Origin of the sequence: Nonomuraea sp. NPDC005692, from assembly GCF_040631115.1 — a bacterium.
Taxonomy (GTDB): Bacteria; Actinomycetota; Actinomycetes; order Streptosporangiales; family Streptosporangiaceae; genus Nonomuraea.
Genome location: NZ_JBEXYU010000030.1, coordinates 23,996 through 41,310, shown reverse-complemented (window position 1 = coordinate 41,310; position 17,315 = coordinate 23,996). Strand labels below are relative to the sequence as shown.

Sequence of the window (17,315 nt, the reverse complement as noted above, 5' to 3'; positions counted from 1 at the left end):
GACATCACGGGTGGCTCATCGCCCGACGGCACGATGGCCGTCGGCGGACCCTCGGCGGCCTGCGGAGGAACTTTCGTCATCGGTGCGCCGCCCCGTGCGAGGGCTCATCTGACCACGGTCACCAGTCGCGTGAACTCGCCCGGCAGGTCGACGCCGTCCCACACCCGGTGGAAGCTCAACGCGCTGCCCACCGGCACCATGCGATCGACCCCGCGACCGGCGAGCCCCCGGGCCAGCTCCTCCAGCTCGCCCAGCGAGAAGCCGAAGTGGGTCAACGTCTGGTCCTTGCGCTCGACCATCGGGATCAGCTCCGCCAGGGTCCGCACCCGCGCGTGCGCGAACGTGCCCGCGCCCAGCCACCGCCGCGGCATGGCGGCCGCCGCCGCCAGCGTCACGTTGGCCAGCGCGTTGCCCCGGAACTCGATCAGGTCCACCAGCCCGTCGGCGGCCAGCCCGTAGACCGAGACCCGCTTCTCCACCGCCATCGCCGCGTCGACGTCCCACCCGCGCCCGGCCAGCACCCGCGACACCTGCTCGGTGAAGTCGCCCCGGGCCGCCTCGCAGTCGCCGTCGGCCCCCACCCAGAACACGGTGCGGGGCGAGGAGCAGGCGGCCTGGTCGAACCAGTAGCTGTCGTTGACGAACCCCTCGGCCGCCGCCACCCTGGCCGCGCGCGGTGCGCACAGCCAGGCCGCCGCGTTCACCACCGCGAACGACGAACGGTCGGGGAAGGTCAGGTCGCGGGCGTGCGGCGCGAGCGGGTGGCGGCGCACCTCGCGTACGGTGTCGTCGCCGCCCCAGATCACCCGCAGGTCGCAGGCGGCCGACAGGGCGGCGGTGACCGCCTCGGCACGCCGGTCGTAGGAGACGATGCGCTGCGTGGCAGTCACCACCGGATCGGCGTCGGCCAGCGCCTCCCCGAGCGTGTCGATGACGACCGCAGCGACCGCCCCCGCGCGCGGCGACAGGCGGACGACGTTGCGGTTGCCCATCAGGGCCGACAGGGCCCAGGAGTAGACGAAGACGGTGTCGACGTTGGCCGGAGGGAGATGGAAGACCAGGCCGCGCGGCACGCGTACGTGCGGGGTGCGCAGCTCTTCGAGGGTGCGGGCCAGCTCGCTGGGCCGCAGGAAGAACCCCAGCGAGCCCAGCTCGGGATGGCGGCGGGCCAGCGCGGGCCGCAGCAGCCGCTTGCCGAACGCCGCCAGGAACGCGCGCATCCGCTCGTCGCCCACCTCAAGGGGCTCGCCCTGCCGCACCTGCGCGACCAGCTCCTCGACGGGGACGGGCGAGCCGCCCGGCGGAAAGCGCACCACGACCCCACCCGCGTCGCCCACCCGCGGGATCCGGGTGGTGATCGATCGATCGGTCATCAGCCGCCCTGCCCGAACGTGTCGCTGCAACCGCGCGCCTCGGCCCGCGGCAGCCTGCCCAGCACGGTGAACCGCTTGCCCGGCCAGTGGCCGTCGTCGACGCCGTGCACCATGCCGAGGTCTTCGGTCAGCAGCGCGTGGCCGGGATAGGAGGTGGGCAGGGTGCTGACCACCTCGATCAGCCCCGGCTCGCCGGGCGGGACCTCCCGCCAGGTGCCGGGGTCGCGGATGACGACGTCGGCGAAGTCGGGGCAGTAGAGCCCGTCGCCGTCGGGACCCTCCAGGAAGACCGTGCCGATCTGCTCGACCATGCCGTAGAAGTTGTGGACCCTGGTCAGCCCGCACTCGGACGCCAGCCGCCGGCGGAAGGCGTCGTTGTCGACCGCCTGCTCGGCCAGCCGCTTCCAGCCGCCCGAGTGGATCAGCACGCCCTGGGACAGGTCGGCCCCCAGGCCGAGCAGGTAGAGCCAGACCATGAACGTGAACCCGAAGACCAGGAACGGCTCGCCGCCGTGGCGGGCCAGGAACGCCTCGACGGCCGCCGCGTCGACCTCGCCCTGCTCGTCGAGGACGAAGGTGTGGTCTCTGCCGAAGTTCATCATCCCGAGCACCCCGGCCCCCCGGGCGCTCAGGGCCGGGCCGCGGACGACCGAGCGGCCGTCGACGATCAGCATCGGCAGCCGCCGCTCGCCCAGCACCGCCCGCAGGGTCGCGGCCAGCATGCGCGGCTGCGCGGCGGCCGCCTCCCGGTCGAGGTAGACCCGGCTCGGCCGCTGCCCGGTGGTGCCGCTGGAGGTCAGGACCCGGAACACCGCCTCGGACGGGACGCTGCGCAGCTCGTGGGTCTTGAACAGCCGCACCGGCAGCCACGGCAGGTCGGCCACCCGCTCGTAGGGCGGGTGGGCGCCGATCGCGTCGAGGATCCGCCGGTAGGGCGGGCACGCCCGCCGGTGCCGCTCGGTCAGCGCCGCCAGCTCCCCGGCCAGCACCTCCTCCCGCGCGGCCGCGTCGAGCGTGAACACGCTCACCGCCCGGCCTCCGCGGCCGACTCCAGCGCCCGGTAGTCGATCTTGCTGGTGGGCAGCAGCGGCAGCCGTTCGACGGCGCGCACGTCGAAGCCGCTCCAGTGGAGCCGCAGCTCGGCGCCCAGCCGGCGGGCCAGGTTGCGGCACCCGGCCGCGTCGAGCCCTTCGGCCCACACTGTGACCCGGTCGTCGCCGCTGGTCGCCGCGACCGGCACGGTGTCGCGCAGCAGGTGCTCGACGTCGTCGAGGTTGACCCGTACGCCGAAGATCTTGGCGATGCGCCTGAGCCGCCCGGTGACGTAGAGGAACCCCTCGTCGTCGAGCCGGCCGAGGTCGCCGGTGCGCAGCACCCCGCCCAGGTCGTCGGGCCTGGCCAGGTCGGCGGCGGTCTCGGCGTAGCCCATCATCACGTTGGGCCCGTGGTAGACGACCTCGCCGCCGTCGATCGTCAGCCGCCCGCCGGGGACGGCCTGCCCGGCCGAGCCGGGCTTGTCGGCGAGCCGGTCGGGCGGCAGGACGGTGATGCGGGCCGTGGCCTCCGTCTGCCCGTACATGACGAAGAAGCGGTCGGCCTGGGCGGCGAACAGGGACACCAGCTCGGGGCTGAGCCGGCCGCCGGCCTGGGTGAGCGTGCGGATCGTGGGATGCTCGGCGCGGTCGAAGCGGAGCCTGCGCAGCATCTCGTACTGGTAGGGGACGGCCGCGAGCGAGGTGCACTTGTGCTCGTCGAGGTGTGTCCAGAAGGACCGTTCGAGCAGCCCGGCCTCGGTCAGGACGACCGTGGCCCCCGCGTGGAGGTGGCTGTTGAGCACCGACAGGCCGTAGCTGTAGTGCAGCGGCAGGCTCGTGGGCGCGATCTCGCCGGGCATGATCGACAGCGCCGAGGCGATGGCCGCGGCGTTGGCCGAGACGGCCTCCCGGGACAGCCGCACCAGCTTGGGGTTGCCCGTCGAGCCCGAGGTGGCCAGGAGCACGGCCAGGCCGGGATGCGGGTCGGGGGCCTGGCCGCGGGCGCCCGGCGGCCCGTCGGCCGCGTGGGTGAACCCCACCAGCGCCGCCGGCCGGAACCGGCTCACCAGGTCGGCCAGGGCCGCGGCCGACAGGTCGGGGTCGAGCAGCGCGATCGGCCTGCCGGTCTGCCAGGCGGCGAGATAGCGCAGCACGGACGCCAGGTTGTTGCGCATGCCGCAGAACAGCGGCCCCGGCCGCAGCCGGGACAGGGCCTCGGCCACGCGGGCGACGCGCCGGGCCAACTCGTCGCCGGCCAGCCCCTCCTGCTCGCCGGCGACGACGAGCCCGGCCTGCCGGGATGGGAACATCACGACACCAGCCCGCCGTCGACCCCGAGCACCTGGCCGGTGATGTACGACGCGCCGGGCGAGAGCAGGAACGCCACCGCCTGGGCGACGTCGTCGGGCCGGCCGAGCCGCCGCAGCGGGGTCGCCGAGATCGCCGTCTCGCGGTCGTCGGGCCGCAGCGTCTTCAGCATGTCGGTCTCGACGTAGCCGGGGGCCACGGCGTTGACCCTGATGCCCGCCGGGCCCATCTCCCTGGCGGCGGCCAGGGTGAGCCCGATGACGGACGCCTTGGTCGCGGAGTAGGCCGCCTGGTTGGCGCCGCCCGCGCGGCCCATGAGCGAGGAGACCAGCACGACGGCGGGGCCCTGCCCGCGCAGCAGCAGCCGGAACGCCAGTTGCAGCGTGTGGGCCGGAGCCAGGGCGTTGGTGCGGTAGAGCTCGTCGAGGGTCTCGGCGCGGGTCATGGCCAGCGGGCCGGAGGCGTAGACGCCGGCGTTGACCACCAGGGCGTCGAGCCGCCCGTGGCGCCGGGTGATCTCGCGCATGTGGCCGGCGACCGCGGCCCGGTCGGCCACGTCGCCGTGGACGGACCACGTCTGGCCGCCGGTCGCCGCGGCCACCTCGGAGGCGGCCTTCTCGGCGCGCTCGGCGTCGCGGCCATGGAGGACGACGGTGTGGCCCGTGGCGGCCAGGGTGGTGGCGATGGCGCGGCCGATGCCCCTCGTCGACCCCGTGACCAGGGCGACGCGGGCCTCAGACCGCGGCTGCGCCGATTCCATGCTTCTCCAGCAGCTCGCCCGCCTTGGCGAACGAGCTCATGTCGATCATGTCGTCGGTGTCGATCATGATGGAGAACTCGTCCTCCATCGCCGCGATCAACGCCATGTGGGCCAGGGAGTCCCACTGGGGGATGCCGCGGTATTCGAGGCGGTCGACGTGTGCGTCGGCCGGCAGGTTGAGCGCCGTGCGGAAGACGGCCCGCAGGCGGTCGAGATGACTCATAATGTCTCACTCTCTGTCCTCAAGCCACGACGCAGTGTAGCGGGGATTGCGGTGGCAGGAGAAACCAAACCCCCGACGTGAGTAATGGAAGCGTATAACGGCGCGTGGCCGTCGTTCGGGGCTGGGAATGTCCCAAGGGGCGCGCCAACCGCTACAGGGGGAATGATGGACGAATCCAATCACTGGTACGGGCACTCGCGCATTCTGGGCAGGTACTGCGAGCTGCCGGACGAGACGCCGAAGCGAATCCAGGGCTTCCTTCAACACGGATGGAACTATCTCCACGGATTTCCCCCGAACGACCACTGGTGCAGTCCCGGCTATCCCCGTTTCATCTGGTCTGACGTGCTTCGTCGTCGGGGCTGGTCCATGGGCAGACGCGGCCACTACCTCATCGGCGCGCCCTGGATCTACCTGCTTTACCTGGAGCCTGAGCTCGGCGTGGTCTCCGAACGGAAGGGTACGATCTGGTATCCCTTTCATGGCTGGGAAAAGTCCTCCGTGACCGGAGACCATGCCCTCCTCGCCGACGAAATCCGAAATGTCGAGACCGAACCGGTAACCGTCTGTCTTTACTGGCTGGAATATGTGAATCCGGACATTCGGCGGGCGTACGAATCGAGGGGATTCAAGGTCATCTGTCACGGCGAGCGCGGCTCCCGGTGGGAGAGCAAGGGGCGCGACTTCCTGCGCCGGCAGCTGATCCAGTTGCGGCGCCACCGCAGGGTGGCCTCCAACCGGCTCGGCAGCGCGCTGTTCTACGGCGCCTCCGTCGGCTGCGAGGTCGCCGTGTACGGAGACCCGATGCAGTACGAGGACGAACGCCCCGAGTACGGCGGCACGGCGCGCCGCATGCGGCTCTGGCCCGAGCTGCACGGCACGCACGTCGATCCCGAGCTGGCCGCCGAGGTGGCGCGGCAGGAGCTGGGATTCGAATATCAGGCGACACCGGAGGAGCTACGGCGAATGTTCGGATGGAAGCGGGTGCCCGGGGGAGCGCCGGCAGGAGGAGGCGCGGCGGGAGCCGGACGTCCCGGGTCCTGGGCGAGGGCGACCGCCTCCGGACGGCCGCTCCACGGGGTGACGTCATGAGCGAGCGCGTGAGCGAGGCGCCCGCGAACGTGCGCCTGATCGGCGGCGAGATGCTGCTGTGGTCGGACCTGTCCAACATGGCCGGCGTCACCGACTGGCGCGGCGCGGCCCTGGAGCTGGTCACGCGCGTGATCCCGGCGACCGGACGGGTGCTGCTGGTCGGGCCGCACCCGCAGGTGCTGGTCGACGACGTGGTGGACCGGGCCGGCGAGACGGCCGTGCTGCTGCGGTCCTACCCCGACGCCTGCGCCCTCGGCGAACGGCACCCGCGGCTCGAAGTCCACTGCGGGCGGCTCGACCTGTTCGACGCCGACGAGCCGTACGAGCTGGTGCTGGCGCTCGACGGGCTGCTGCGCACGCACTCGGCCGAGGCGCCGGCGGCGGCGTGGATCGAGTCGCTGCACGCGCTGTCGGCCCTCGTCGCGCCCGGCGGGCGGCTGGTGCTGGGCGTGCGCAACGACCTGGGCGTCGACCGGTTCATCGAGGCCAGGCCCGCCGACCGGGAGGGCGGCGACGACCAGTGGGCCCCGCACGGGTTCGACCCGAGCCACCCGAGCGGGCCGGGCGCCCTCGACGGCGCGCTTGAGGGGGCGGGGCTGAGCGTCGAGCGCTGCTACGCGGCCTATCCGGGGCGGCAGGCCCCCCGGGCGTTGCTGGCGCGCGAGGCGCTCGCCTTCGACCTGCCGGAGGCGATCACGTTCCCGCTGAGCGCCAAGGGCGGCGACCGCATGCTGGTGGCCGACCCGCTGCGGCTGACCCGGCTGGTGTTCCGCCACCGGCTGGGGGAGGAGCTGGCCCCGCTGTGGCTCGCCGTCGCCACCCGTCCGCCGTCGCCCCCGCACCCGCCGGGCACGGAAAGCACGGAAGGCGCGGAAGGGGCCGACGGCGCGGTCGAGCTGCCGCTCGGCCTGATCGAGGAGGGGGCCGTCGTCCACGAGCTGACCAGGGGCGGCATGCGGCGGTTGCCCGACGGCGCCGAGCGTCCGGTCCCGGCCGGCCGGGTGGTCGAGGAGATCCTGGTCGAGGCGTGCGCCCGCGAGGACACCAAGGCCGTGCGCGAGCTGCTGTCGGCGCTGGCCGACTGGCTGGAGGCCGACGGCGGCCCCTGCGTGACCGCCGACGGCCTGGTCCACGACGGCGAGCGGTTCGCCGCGATCGTGCAGACCGCCGCGCCGGCCGTGCCGCCCGAGCCGCGCGTGGTGCTGTGCAGGGTCCTGTGGCGGTTCGCCGTACGGCTGCTCGCGGCGGGCCATCATCACCCGTGGCCGTGGCCGCTGGAGGCCGACCAGCTCACGCTGACCCTCTGCGGCATGGCCGGACGTCCCTGCGACCAGGGCGACCTCGACCTGGCCCGCAAGTTCGACGCCGAGCTGGGCCACCCGGCCGAGCACGCCGACCCGCCCACCTACCGTGACCTGCTCGGCGCCCGCGACCGCCTGGCCGACCAGCTCACCGCCGCCCTGGCCAGGATCTCCCGGCTGGAGACCAAGCTCTCCTACCGCGAGCGCGAGCTGGTGAGGGCCAGGTCCAAGCTGAGAAGGACCCAGCGCAAGTCCGCCGCCTACCGGCGCACGCTCGGGTACCGCCTCTCCCGCCGTCTGGCCCGTCCGCGCAAGGTCGCCCGCCGGGTCTTCCGACTGCTGTCCGGCTGACGAGCCGACGACAACGCTGAGGAGTGCATGTGCCGGTTCTTTCGGTGATCGTCCCGTTCCACAACGTCGAGAAGTACATCGGTCCCTGCCTGGACTCCATCTCCGGTCAGACGATGTCCGACCTGGAGGTCATCTGCGTCGACGACGGCAGCCGCGACGACGGTTGCGCCGAGGTCGAGTCCAGGCAGGCGGCCGATCCCCGGATCCGTCTCATCAGGCAGCCCAACCAGGGCGTCGGACGGGCCCGCAACGTCGGCCTGACCCAGGCCACCGGCCGCTACCTGGCCTTCGTCGACGGCGACGACACCGTGCCGCGGGAGGCGTTCAAGCGGCTGGTGTCCTCGCTGGAGTCCACGGGCTCCGACCTGGCCTGCGGGAACGTCATGCGGCTCTACCGCAACCTGCTCATCCCCTCCTGGGCCCATCGGGAGGCGTTCGCGACGCCGATGAGGCGTACCCACATCACCCGCCACCCGCTGCTGATCCGCGACCGCATGTTGTGGAACAAGGTCTACCGCCGGTCCTTCTGGGACCGGCTGGGCCTGAGCTTCCCCGAGCGCATGTACGAGGACCAGCCCGTCGCCATGGCCGCCCACGTGGGCGCCCGGTCGGTGGATGTGCTGTCCAAGGTCGTCTACCACTGGCGGCAGCGCGACGAGCCCGGCTCCTCGATCACCCAGCGCCGCCTGGAGCCGGGCAACCTGCGCGACCGGCTGCTGTCGGTGCTGCAGACCGCCGACCTGCTGGCCCGCGACGCGCCGGGGCTCAAGCCCGACTTCGACCGCGACACGCTCGACATCGACATGACGGTGGCGGTCGAGGCGGCCGCCACGACCGGGGTGCGGCCCGAGCTGCTCGACCTGATGGTCCGCTACCTCGACGGCGTGTCCCGCGAGTCCTGGCTGAGCGTCCCGTTCGAGCACCGGATCCAGGTGCACCTGCTGCACCGGCGGCGGCTGCAGGAGCTGGCCGTGGTGCACGAGCAGGCCCGCGAGGGCCGGCTGCAACCCCGCGTCAGACCGGCGGGCCTGCTGCGCAGGCGCTGGTACGGCCGCCACCCGGCGATCCCGGCGCACCTGTCGGAGGTCTCCGAGGAGCTGACGCTGACCGCCCGCCTGGTGTCGCTGGAATGGCGGGACGGCGTGCTGACCGGCGCGGGCCGGGCCGCGCTGGGCCGCTTCGACGCCGGCGCGCTGCGCCGGGTGCGCCTGCGCGCCTGGCTGGCCGAACGCGCGACCGGCGAGATCATCCGCCTGTCGGACGAGGTGAGCGCCCCCGTCTGGGAGACCGTCGAGCTGGAGGAGGGCGTCGCGGCGCCCGAGCACGCCTTCCCGTTCGCCTTCGCGGTCGATCCCGCGGTGTTCACGTCCGCCCAGCTCGCCCGGCGCGGCCACTGGGACCTGCGCGTGCAGCTGCGGGGCCACGGGCTGAGGCTCGACGCCAGAGTGGCCGGGCCGCGCTGGCTGCCGCCGCCGGTGCCCGCGCCGCGCCGCAGGTCAGGTGTGTGGCTGGTGCCGGCGCGCGGCTCCAAGGGCGGGTGGGGGCTGCGGCTGCGCAACGCCCAGGCGCTCATCGGCGAGTGCCGCGTGGACGACGGCGACCTGGTGTTCTCGGGCCGGATCAACGACCTCGGCGACGGTGAGCCGGTGGTGCGGCTGCGGCGCAAGAGCGACGGCGAGGAGATGTACTTCCCCGTCGCACTGGCCGGCCAGGACTTCTCCGCACGCGTGCCGCTGGCCGGCATCGACGAGTGCGTCGGCCGCGAGTCGTGGTGGGAGGTGGTCATCGACCAGGGCCGGCCCATCCGCCCGCTCGTCCGGCGGGCCGAGCGCCAGGTCGCCACCGTGGACGACCGGCGCTTCCTCATCGACCGCAGCGAGGACGGCTGCCTGCTGCTGGCCGAGCGCTGAGGGCCGGCTCCTCAGGCGAGGATCGCGGTGAGGGTCTCGACGACGAGGTCCTGCTCGCCGTCGGTCAGGTCGGCGAACAGCGGCAGCGACAGCTCCTCGGCGTAGTACGCCTCCGCGCGCGGGCACAGCCCACGCCGGTAGCCGAGGTCCTCGAACACCGGGTGCCAGTACGCCGGGATGTAGTTGACCTGCACGCCGATGCCCGCGGCCCGCATGCGGTCGTAGACCTCACGCCGGCGGCCGTCGCGCACCCGGACCGGGTAGAGGTGCCAGCTCGGCGTGACGTAGGCGCGGCGGCCGGGCAGCGTGAGGCCGGGCACGTCGCGCAGCAGCGTGTCGTACCGGGCGACCAGCTCGGCGCGGCGGGCGCGGAAGCGTTCGAGGCGGCGCAGTTGGCTGACGCCCAGCGCGCAGAGCACGTCGGGCAGCCGGTAGTTGAGGCCGAACTCGTGCACCTCCTGGTGCCAGCCGCCGTGGCCGGGGTCGCGCTGCCCGGCCGGGTCGCGGACCAGGCCGTGGTTGCGGAAGCGGGCGGCCCGCTCGAATCGGCCGGGGTCGGCCACCGCCACCGCGCCGCCCTCGGCGGTCGTCACGGTCTTGGTCGGGAAGAACGAGAACGTCGTCAGGTCGGCCACCGACCCCACCGGCCGGTCCTTGTACGACGCGCCGATCGAGTGGGCCGCGTCGGCCACCAGCACCGCGCCGGCCTGCTCGGCGAGCGTGCGCAGCTCGTCGTAGTCGGCGGGATGGCCCGCGTAGTCGACGCCGGTGACGACCTTCGTGCGGTGGGTGAGCAGCGCGGCGACCGAGTCGGGGTCGATGTTGCCGGTGTCGGGCTGGACGTCGGCGAAGGCCACCCGCGCGCCGCGCAGCACGGCCGTGGCCGCCGTGGCGACGAACGTGAGCGGCGAGGTGATCACCTCGTCACCCTGGCCGACGCCGGCCGCCACGTAGGCGACGTGCAGCGCGGCCGTGCCGGACGTGACCGACACGCAGGGCACGCCGCCGGTCCACCGGGCCAGCTCGTCCTCGAACAGCCTGACCGCGGGGCCCGTGGTCAGCCAGTCGCCGCGCAGCACCTCAGCCACCGCCTCGATGTCGGACTCGATGATGGACTGCCGTCCGTAGGGCAGCATCAGCCGGCCACCATTTCGCGCAGGTCGCGCACGGACAGCCACCGGTCGTTGGTGTCGGAACGGTAGGAGAAGCCCTCGGGCAGCAGCTCGCCGGTCTGCGGCGCCTGGTAGCCCCAGGTCGCGATCGTGGGCTGGACGACGTAGCGGTCGGCCAGGCGGAGGGTGCGGCGGCCGTCGTCGGGGCCGATCATCTCCTCGTGCAGCTTCTCGCCCGGCCTGATGCCGATCTCGTAGACCGGGCTGTCGGGGGCCAGCGCCTCGGCCAGGTCGGTGATGCGCATGCTGGGGATGCGCGGCACGTAGAGCTCGCCGCCCTGCATGAGGTCGAAGGAGTCGACCACGAACCGCACGGCCTGGTCGAGGGTGATCCAGAACCGGGTCATGCGCTTGTCGGTGATCGGCAGGCTGCCGCCCTGCTCGGCCAGGCGCAGGAAGAACGGCACCACCGAGCCCCTGCTGCCCACGACGTTGCCGTAGCGGACGACGGCGAAGCGGGTCTCGTGGGCGGCGGCGTAGTGGTTGGCCGAGACGAACAGCTTGTCGGCGACCAGCTTGGTGGCGCCGTAGAGGTTGATCGGGCTGGACGCCTTGTCGGTGGACAGGGCGACGACCTTGCGCACGCCGCAGTCGATGGCCGCCTCGACCACGTTCTGGGACCCGGCGACGTTGGTGCGGACGTACTCGAACGGGTTGTACTCGGCCGTGTCGACCTGTTTGAGCGCGGCGGCGTGGACGACGTGGTCGACGCCGTGCATGGCGCGGGTGAGGCGATCGCGGTCGCGGACGTCGCCGATGAACCAGCGCAGGCGTTCGTCGTCGCGGAACAGCTGCTTGAGCTCGTACTGCTTGAGCTCGTCGCGGGAGAAGACCACCAGGCGGCGCACCCCGAGCGAGTCGAGCGCGTGGCGGATGAACGCCTTCCCGAAGGACCCCGTGCCTCCGGTGATCAGAATGGACGATCCACTGAGAATGCTCACGCGGCCCCCTGAAAATCGCGCTGACGAACTGTGGTCGTTAGAGCTGGCCGGTAGCATAGCGCGACCGGTCAACCACGTATGGTCACACGGGGGAATGTGGTTTTGATGCGTATTGTCGGGATCATCCAGGCTCGGATGGGCTCCACTCGGCTGCCCGGGAAGGTGCTGCGCGACCTCGGGGGGCGTTCCGTCCTGGGCTGGGTCGTGCGCGCCGCGCGCGAGTCGCGGGCGCTCGACGACCTCGTGGTGGCCACGACGACGCAGGCCGCCGACGACGCGGTGGCGGCCGAGTGCGACCGGCTCGGCGTGGCCTGCCATCGCGGTCCCGTCGACGACGTGCTCACCCGGTTCATGGAGGCGCTGGCCGGGCGGGAGGCGGAGGCGGTGATGCGCTTCACGGCCGACTGCCCGCTGCTCGACCCCGTCGTGATCAGGGAGGCGGCGCTGGTCTTCCGCGCGGTCCCGGGCCTCGACTACCTCAGCACGAGCCTGGCCAGGACGCTGCCGCGCGGGCTCGACGTCGAGATCGTCGGCCGGGCGGCCCTGGAGCGCGCCGACGTCGAGGCCACCGGTTTCCACCGCACCCACGTGACCTCCTACGTCTACGCGCACCCGGGCGAGTCGCGGCTGCTCGGCCTCGCCCACCAGCCCGCGGCCGACGACCTGCGGGTCACCCTCGACACCGACGAAGACTGGCGGCTCATCGCCCGCGTGGTCGAGGAGCTGGGCGACGCCTGCGTCCCGGTGCGCACGCTGGTGAGCTGGCTGCGGGCCCGGCCCGAGGTCTGCGAACTCAACGCCCACGTGCGCCAGAAGGAGCTGCAGGACGCATGAGCGGGCGGGTGGGCGTGCGCTGCGACGCCGCGGCGGGGAGCGGGGCCGGACATCTGGTGCGGTGCGTGGCGCTGGCCGAGGAGCTGCGCGCGAGGGGCGTCGAGGTGGTCTTCCTCGGCGCGGTCTCCGGTTCGGAATGGGCCATGGACCAGCTCAGGAGCCGCGGGCTGCCGTTGGTGGCCGCCCCCGGGCGGCCCGACCGGCTCGCCGCGCTGGCGTGCGAGCTGCGGCTCGACGCCATGGTGCTGGACTCGTACGAGCTGGCCGAGGGCACCGGCGGGGCGCTGCGGGCGGTGGGCTTCCCGGTGCTGGCGATCGTCGACGGCGACCCGCTGGGCCAGGAGGCCGACCTCTACCTCGACCAGAACCTCGGCGCCGAGGACCGGCCCTTCCCGCTGCCGCGCGACTCCTGGCGGCTCGCGGGCACCCGGTACGCGCTGCTGCGCGACAGCGTCCGGGGGCGGCGCAGGGTGCGGGAGCCGGGGCCGGTGCCGCGGGTGCTCTGCTTCTTCGGCGGCACCGATAGCGCGGGCGTGGCCCCCGCCTGGGCGGAGGCGCTGGCCTGCACGGGCGTGCCGTTCCAGGCCACGCTGGTCAGCCCGGAGCCGTTCGAGGCGGGCGAGGGCATCACCGTCATCCCGCCCACCGACCGCCTGCCCGAGCTGATGGCCGCCGCCGACCTCGTGGTCACCGCCGCGGGGTCGGCCATCTGGGAGCTGCTGCACCTCGGCGTGCCCACGGCGCTGAGCTGGGTGGCCGACAACCAGCTCGTCGGCTACCGGGCGCTGGTGGGTCGGGGGGTGGCCGCCGGGCTGGGCCGGGTGGCCGACGCCGAGGCCGTCGGCGTGCTCGCTCGTCTGCTCGCCGACCCCGCGCTGCGGGAGGAGCACGGCAGGCGGGGCGGCGGGCTGGTCGACGGCAAGGGCAGGGAACGCGTCGCCGACGCCTTCCTCGACCTGTGGATCAGATGAGGTCCCAGGTCAGCGGCGTGCCGAGGGGCGCGTCGCGGGTGAAGCGGCGGCCGGTCACCTCGTCGATGGCATCGGGGCGCAGGCCGCCGGCGGGGCGGATCGACCGGACGTTCTCCCTGGTCACCGCCTCGCCCGCGCGTACGTCGCGCACCACGTAGAGCGAGCGGCGAAAGCGCAGCCCCTCGCGCTCGGACTCGCGCGGCCCGAGCACCGGGCGGCCCAGCGACTGCCACGCGCGCTCGCTCTCCTCCACCAGCGCCGCCAGCTCGGGCGGCTCCAGCGAGAAGGCCGCGTCGACGCCGCCGTCGGCGCGCGACAGCGTCACGTGCTTCTCGATCAGGCACGCGCCCAGCGCGACCGCCGCCAGCGCGGCCCCGATGCCGGGGGTGTGGTCGGAGACGCCGACCTCGGCGCCGGTGAGCGCGGCCAGCAGCGGCAGCGAGCGCAGGTTGCTCTCGGCGGGGGAGGCGGGGTAGGAGGCGGTGCAGGACAGCGCGGCGAGCTGCGTGCAGCCCGCCGCGCGGGCCGCCGTCACCGCCGCCTCGATCTCACCGGCCGTGGCCATGCCGGTGGAGATGATCAGCGGCTTGCCGGTGGAGGCGGCCAGCCTGATCAGCGGCAGGTCGACGATCTCCGACGACGCGATCTTGTACGCCGGCGTGTCGAGCTTCTCCAGCAGCTCCACGGCCGTGGGGTCGAAGGGCGCGGAGAAGGCCAGGAGGCCGTGCTCGCGGGCCCGCTCGAAGATCGGCTCGTGCCACTCCCACGGCGTGTGGGCGCGTTCGAACAGCCGGTAGAGGTTCTCGCCACCCCACAGCTCGTGCCCGTCGCCCACGCGGAAGGCGGGGCCGTCGGCGTCGACGGTGATCGTGTCGGGCCGGTAGGTCTGCAGCTTCAGCGCATGGGCCCCGCCGGCCGCCGCCGCGTCGACGATGGCGAGGGCCCGTTCCAGGCTGCCGTTGTGGTTGCCGGACATCTCGGCGATCACGAACGGCGGCCGGTCGGCCCCGATCGCCCGCCCTCCGATGGACATCATCCCTGTTCCTCCTTGTGCAGCTCTACCGCGACGACCTCGCGCGGCACCCCGTCGACCGGCATCCGGTAGGTCGCGACCTCGGCGAACCCGAAGCGCCTGTGCAGCCGCCGCACCGGCTCGTTGTCGGCCAGCACCTCGCCGCGCAGGGTCGTCAGGCCGAGCGGGCCGAACGCGTGGTCGATGGCGGCCCGCTCCAGGCCCACCCACGCCCTCAGCAGCGCCCCGGACCGTTCGAGGCCGTCGAGGTCGAGGTAGAAGCCCCAGGAGGCGCGCTCGCCGCCGAGCTCCGAGTACGTCACGACCCCGGCGCCGGCCCCGTCGTGCTCGTAGATCAGCACCTGCCTGGCCGGGTCGGCGCGGACGGCGGACCACCAGCGGGCGTGCTCGCCCTCCGAGATCTCGTGACCGGTGAAGCTGGCGGCGCGCACTTTCGGATGGTTGCGCCATTGGCGCATGACGGGCAGATCGCCGTCCTGGACGCGTCTCAGCACCGCTCCCCCTACCATTCGCGCTCGACTCATTGCACAACGTAGCGGATTCCGTGCCGGGTAAAGAGCTCATCAGGGACGGGCATCGAACGCGGAACAGGCGAGGCGGCCACGGCATGCTGCCCTCGACCGCCTTCCACGAAAGCCAAGGAGCGTCATGATCCCCCTGCTCAGTGTCGTCGTACCGGTCCACAACGTGGAGCCGTACCTGACGGAGTGCCTGAAATCGCTGGCCGCCCAGACCATGGAGGACTTCGAGGTCATCATGGTCGACGACGGCTCGATCGACGGCAGCCGGCGGCTGGCCGACGACTTCGTGGCCCGAGATCCCCGCTTCACGCTGGTCGAGCAGCAGAACATGGGGCCGGGGCCGGCCCGCAATGAGGGCGTCAGGCGGGCCAGGGGCACCTACCTGGCCTTCGCCGACAGCGACGACGTCGTGCCGCCGCACGCGTACGAGGTGCTGCTCGCCAAGCTCGGGGAGACCGGCTCCGACCTGGCGTGCGGCGCGGTCAGGCGCATGGTGGACGGTGTGCTGGAGGAGTCGATCCTGCACGAGCGCGTCTTCCGGCGGCCCGTGCTGTGCACGCACATCACCGACAAGAAGGTGCTGGTCAGGGACCGTACGGTGTGGAACAAGGTCTACCGCGCCGACTTCTGGCGGCGGCACGGCCTGCGCTTCCCCGCCGGCATCTACGAGGACGTGCCGGTCGCCATGCAGGCCCACGTCCTGGCCACCAGCGTCGACATGGTGGACGACGTCGTCTACCACTGGCGCCGGCGCGACGAGGGGGAGACCTCGATCACGCAACGCCGCTCGCAGCTGCCCAACCTGCACGAGCGCCTGGCCGCCATCCGCGCGGTGCGCGCGTTCCTGGACGACGGCGCGCCGGAGCTGCTGCCCGAGTTCGACGCGCTGGTGCTGGAGAAGGACATCATCTTCCTGTTCCAGGCGCTGGAGTCGGCGCGGGAGGCGGGCGAGGACCTGGTGCCGCTGCTGGGGCTGGCCGACTCCTGGCTGGACGAGCTGAGCCCGCGCGCGCTGGCCGGCGCGCCCTCGCTGCGTCGCCTGGAGCTGCACCTGGTCAGGCGCGGCATGATCGACGAGCTGCGGGCGGTGCGCGACTTCCGCCGCAGCCGCGTGGACGGCACCCGGGTGCGCCCCCGCGGCTTCCGCACCGTCAACTGGTACGGCGACTACCCCTACTTCCGGCGGCGACGGCGGCTCGGCATCCCCGACGAGGTCTACGACGCCCGCGACGAGCTCAAGCTGATCGCCAGGGTGGACGACTGCTCCTGGACGGGCGCCGGGTTCCGCCTGCGCGGCGAGGTGGCCATCCACCGGGTCGAGCGCAAGGTGGGCAAGGTGAGCGTGTGGCTGAGCGACGGCCGCCGCCGGGTGCCCCTGGAGGTCCGGCGCGCCGGCCGGTACGGCGTGGTGGCCGACATCGACCCCAGGGCGCTCGAAGGCGGCGGCCCGACCTGGCGGCTCCTGGTCAAGGCCGAGACCCGCGGGCTCGTGCTCAAGGGCTCGTTCAGGGACGGAGACGCGCACGGTGCGTGGCGGTTTTCCCTGCAGGGTTGGTCAAGAAGCGGCATGGACATCCCCCAGTAGTTCCAGACAGTAATCGTCAGACGGCGGTCCGTAGCCATGCTGGGATCCATGAGGACCTATTCGCTGGATGACGTCTACGAGACACGCAAGCGGAGAGACTCCTGGTGGACCGTGTATTTCGTGGATCCGGTCGCCTGCCGGGTCGCCCTTCCCGTCGCCAACCGCACCCGGATCACGCCCAATGGGCTCACGGTGTTCTCGCTGGTCCTCGGCATGGTGTCAGCGGCCTGCTTCGCGCTGGACCAGCTCGTCGCCGGCGCCCTGATGTTCTACCTGAGCTTCACCATCGACTGCGTGGACGGCAAGATAGCCCGGCTCAAGGGCACGGGGACGCCCTTCGGCCTCTGGCTGGACTACGTGGGGGACCGGGTCAGGGTCGTCCTGTGTGCCGGGGGGCTGGCGTACGGGCAGTACGTCCTGACGGACGATGTCCGCTACGTGGTGCTCGGCGCGGCGGTGGCCGTACTCGACCTGTTCAGGTACGTCAACGCCCCGCAGATGAAGCGGGTGCGCGAGGCGGTCAGGGAGGAGCGGGGCGAGCCGGAGCTGCCCGGCGAGGACACCGTCCCGCTGGAGTGTGCGCCCGCGGACCTCGACCTGCACCTGCTCGTGGAGCGCGGTCCGCGCCCCGGTGGCCGCAGGCGGCGGCTGCCTTCCTTCTTCAGGCGCCTCAACAGGTTCCTGGCCAGGCACCGGGTGCGTTCGCACCTGATCAGCGGCATCGAGTTCCATGCCGCGGTCTTCGTGGTCGCGCCGCTCGCGGGGGCGTGGGCGCTGATGCCGCTCGCCATGGCCGCCGGCGTCCTGCTCCTCGCCAACGAGATCTTCCTTGTCTACCGGATGTGGCTCTTCACGCGCAGGCACAGCGTGCCCTCCCAGGAGAGCCGAGAGCACGTTCTCGTCTAA

Annotated in this window: 16 protein-coding genes; 7 read left to right on the top strand and 9 right to left on the bottom strand. The window is 72.8% G+C overall.

The genetic code is table 11. The annotated features are described in order from the left end of the window. Positions 1–104: 104 nt before the first annotated feature. Genes ABZ459_RS40580 through ABZ459_RS40560 form a run of 5 tightly spaced genes read right to left on the bottom strand, consistent with a single transcriptional unit; the run spans position 105 to position 4,698 of the window. The gene (locus ABZ459_RS40580; protein ID WP_357982587.1) at positions 105–1,373 is read right to left on the bottom strand and encodes an acyl-CoA reductase; all 1,269 of its coding nucleotides are present in this window, start codon (positions 1,371–1,373) and stop codon (positions 105–107) included. Then, complete coding sequence (locus tag ABZ459_RS40575; protein WP_357982583.1) at positions 1,373–2,401, bottom strand: acyl-protein synthetase; 1,029 nt, start codon at positions 2,399–2,401, stop codon at positions 1,373–1,375. Before ABZ459_RS40575 ends, ABZ459_RS40580 begins: the two co-directional genes overlap by 1 nt. Further along, the gene (locus ABZ459_RS40570) at positions 2,398–3,717 is read right to left on the bottom strand and encodes an AMP-binding protein (protein ID WP_357982580.1); all 1,320 of its coding nucleotides are present in this window, start codon (positions 3,715–3,717) and stop codon (positions 2,398–2,400) included. Before ABZ459_RS40570 ends, ABZ459_RS40575 begins: the two co-directional genes overlap by 4 nt. Continuing rightward, positions 3,717–4,475, bottom strand: coding sequence for an SDR family oxidoreductase (locus tag ABZ459_RS40565; protein ID WP_357982577.1), 759 nt, complete (start codon positions 4,473–4,475; stop codon positions 3,717–3,719). The genes ABZ459_RS40570 and ABZ459_RS40565 overlap by 1 nt, the downstream gene beginning before the upstream one ends. Then, entirely contained in the window at positions 4,450–4,698 is a 249-nt protein-coding gene (locus tag ABZ459_RS40560) for an acyl carrier protein (protein ID WP_357982574.1), read from the bottom strand. Before ABZ459_RS40560 ends, ABZ459_RS40565 begins: the two co-directional genes overlap by 26 nt. 162 nt (positions 4,699–4,860) lie before the next feature. Here ABZ459_RS40560 and ABZ459_RS40555 point away from each other — a divergent pair, with 162 nt between their 5' ends. From ABZ459_RS40555 to ABZ459_RS40545, 3 genes are read left to right on the top strand one after another with little or no spacing between them, the layout of a single operon-like run. Beyond that, positions 4,861–5,790, top strand: coding sequence for a hypothetical protein (locus ABZ459_RS40555; RefSeq protein ID WP_357982571.1), 930 nt, complete (start codon positions 4,861–4,863; stop codon positions 5,788–5,790). Beyond that, positions 5,787–7,442, top strand: coding sequence for a hypothetical protein (locus ABZ459_RS40550; RefSeq protein WP_357982568.1), 1,656 nt, complete (start codon positions 5,787–5,789; stop codon positions 7,440–7,442). Before ABZ459_RS40555 ends, ABZ459_RS40550 begins: the two co-directional genes overlap by 4 nt. A gap of 29 nt (positions 7,443–7,471) precedes the next feature. Continuing rightward, positions 7,472–9,352 (top strand): glycosyltransferase family 2 protein, encoded by a 1,881-nt coding sequence (locus ABZ459_RS40545; RefSeq protein ID WP_357982565.1) that lies wholly within the window; start codon positions 7,472–7,474, stop codon positions 9,350–9,352. A gap of 11 nt (positions 9,353–9,363) precedes the next feature. Here ABZ459_RS40545 and ABZ459_RS40540 read toward each other — a convergent pair whose 3' ends face one another. Both ABZ459_RS40540 and pseB read right to left on the bottom strand, forming a co-directional pair. After that, complete coding sequence (locus ABZ459_RS40540) at positions 9,364–10,488, bottom strand: aminotransferase class V-fold PLP-dependent enzyme (protein ID WP_357982562.1); 1,125 nt, start codon at positions 10,486–10,488, stop codon at positions 9,364–9,366. Beyond that, the gene (gene pseB / locus ABZ459_RS40535; protein WP_357982559.1) at positions 10,488–11,465 is read right to left on the bottom strand and encodes a UDP-N-acetylglucosamine 4,6-dehydratase (inverting); all 978 of its coding nucleotides are present in this window, start codon (positions 11,463–11,465) and stop codon (positions 10,488–10,490) included. The genes ABZ459_RS40540 and pseB overlap by 1 nt, the downstream gene beginning before the upstream one ends. 105 nt (positions 11,466–11,570) lie before the next feature. Between pseB and ABZ459_RS40530 the strand changes: the two genes are divergently transcribed. After that, positions 11,571–12,299 (top strand): glycosyltransferase family protein, encoded by a 729-nt coding sequence (locus tag ABZ459_RS40530; protein ID WP_357982556.1) that lies wholly within the window; start codon positions 11,571–11,573, stop codon positions 12,297–12,299. Continuing rightward, positions 12,296–13,270, top strand: coding sequence for a hypothetical protein (locus ABZ459_RS40525; protein ID WP_357982554.1), 975 nt, complete (start codon positions 12,296–12,298; stop codon positions 13,268–13,270). Before ABZ459_RS40530 ends, ABZ459_RS40525 begins: the two co-directional genes overlap by 4 nt. On the opposite strand, the gene pseI is transcribed toward ABZ459_RS40525, so the two are convergent. Both pseI and ABZ459_RS40515 read right to left on the bottom strand, forming a co-directional pair. Further along, the gene (gene pseI / locus ABZ459_RS40520; protein WP_357982551.1) at positions 13,263–14,306 is read right to left on the bottom strand and encodes a pseudaminic acid synthase; all 1,044 of its coding nucleotides are present in this window, start codon (positions 14,304–14,306) and stop codon (positions 13,263–13,265) included. The two genes, ABZ459_RS40525 and pseI, sit on opposite strands and share 8 nt — an antisense overlap. Further along, entirely contained in the window at positions 14,303–14,797 is a 495-nt protein-coding gene (locus ABZ459_RS40515; protein ID WP_357982548.1) for a GNAT family N-acetyltransferase, read from the bottom strand. The genes pseI and ABZ459_RS40515 overlap by 4 nt, the downstream gene beginning before the upstream one ends. Before the next feature lie 154 nt (positions 14,798–14,951). On the opposite strand from ABZ459_RS40515, the gene ABZ459_RS40510 reads away from it, so the two are divergent. Together ABZ459_RS40510 and ABZ459_RS40505 are read left to right on the top strand one after the other, a co-directional pair. Then, positions 14,952–16,409, top strand: a complete 1,458-nt coding sequence (locus tag ABZ459_RS40510) for a glycosyltransferase (protein WP_357982545.1) — start codon at positions 14,952–14,954, stop codon at positions 16,407–16,409. A 48-nt stretch (positions 16,410–16,457) separates the two neighbouring features. Continuing rightward, positions 16,458–17,315, top strand: coding sequence for a CDP-alcohol phosphatidyltransferase family protein (locus ABZ459_RS40505; protein WP_357982543.1), 858 nt, complete (start codon positions 16,458–16,460; stop codon positions 17,313–17,315).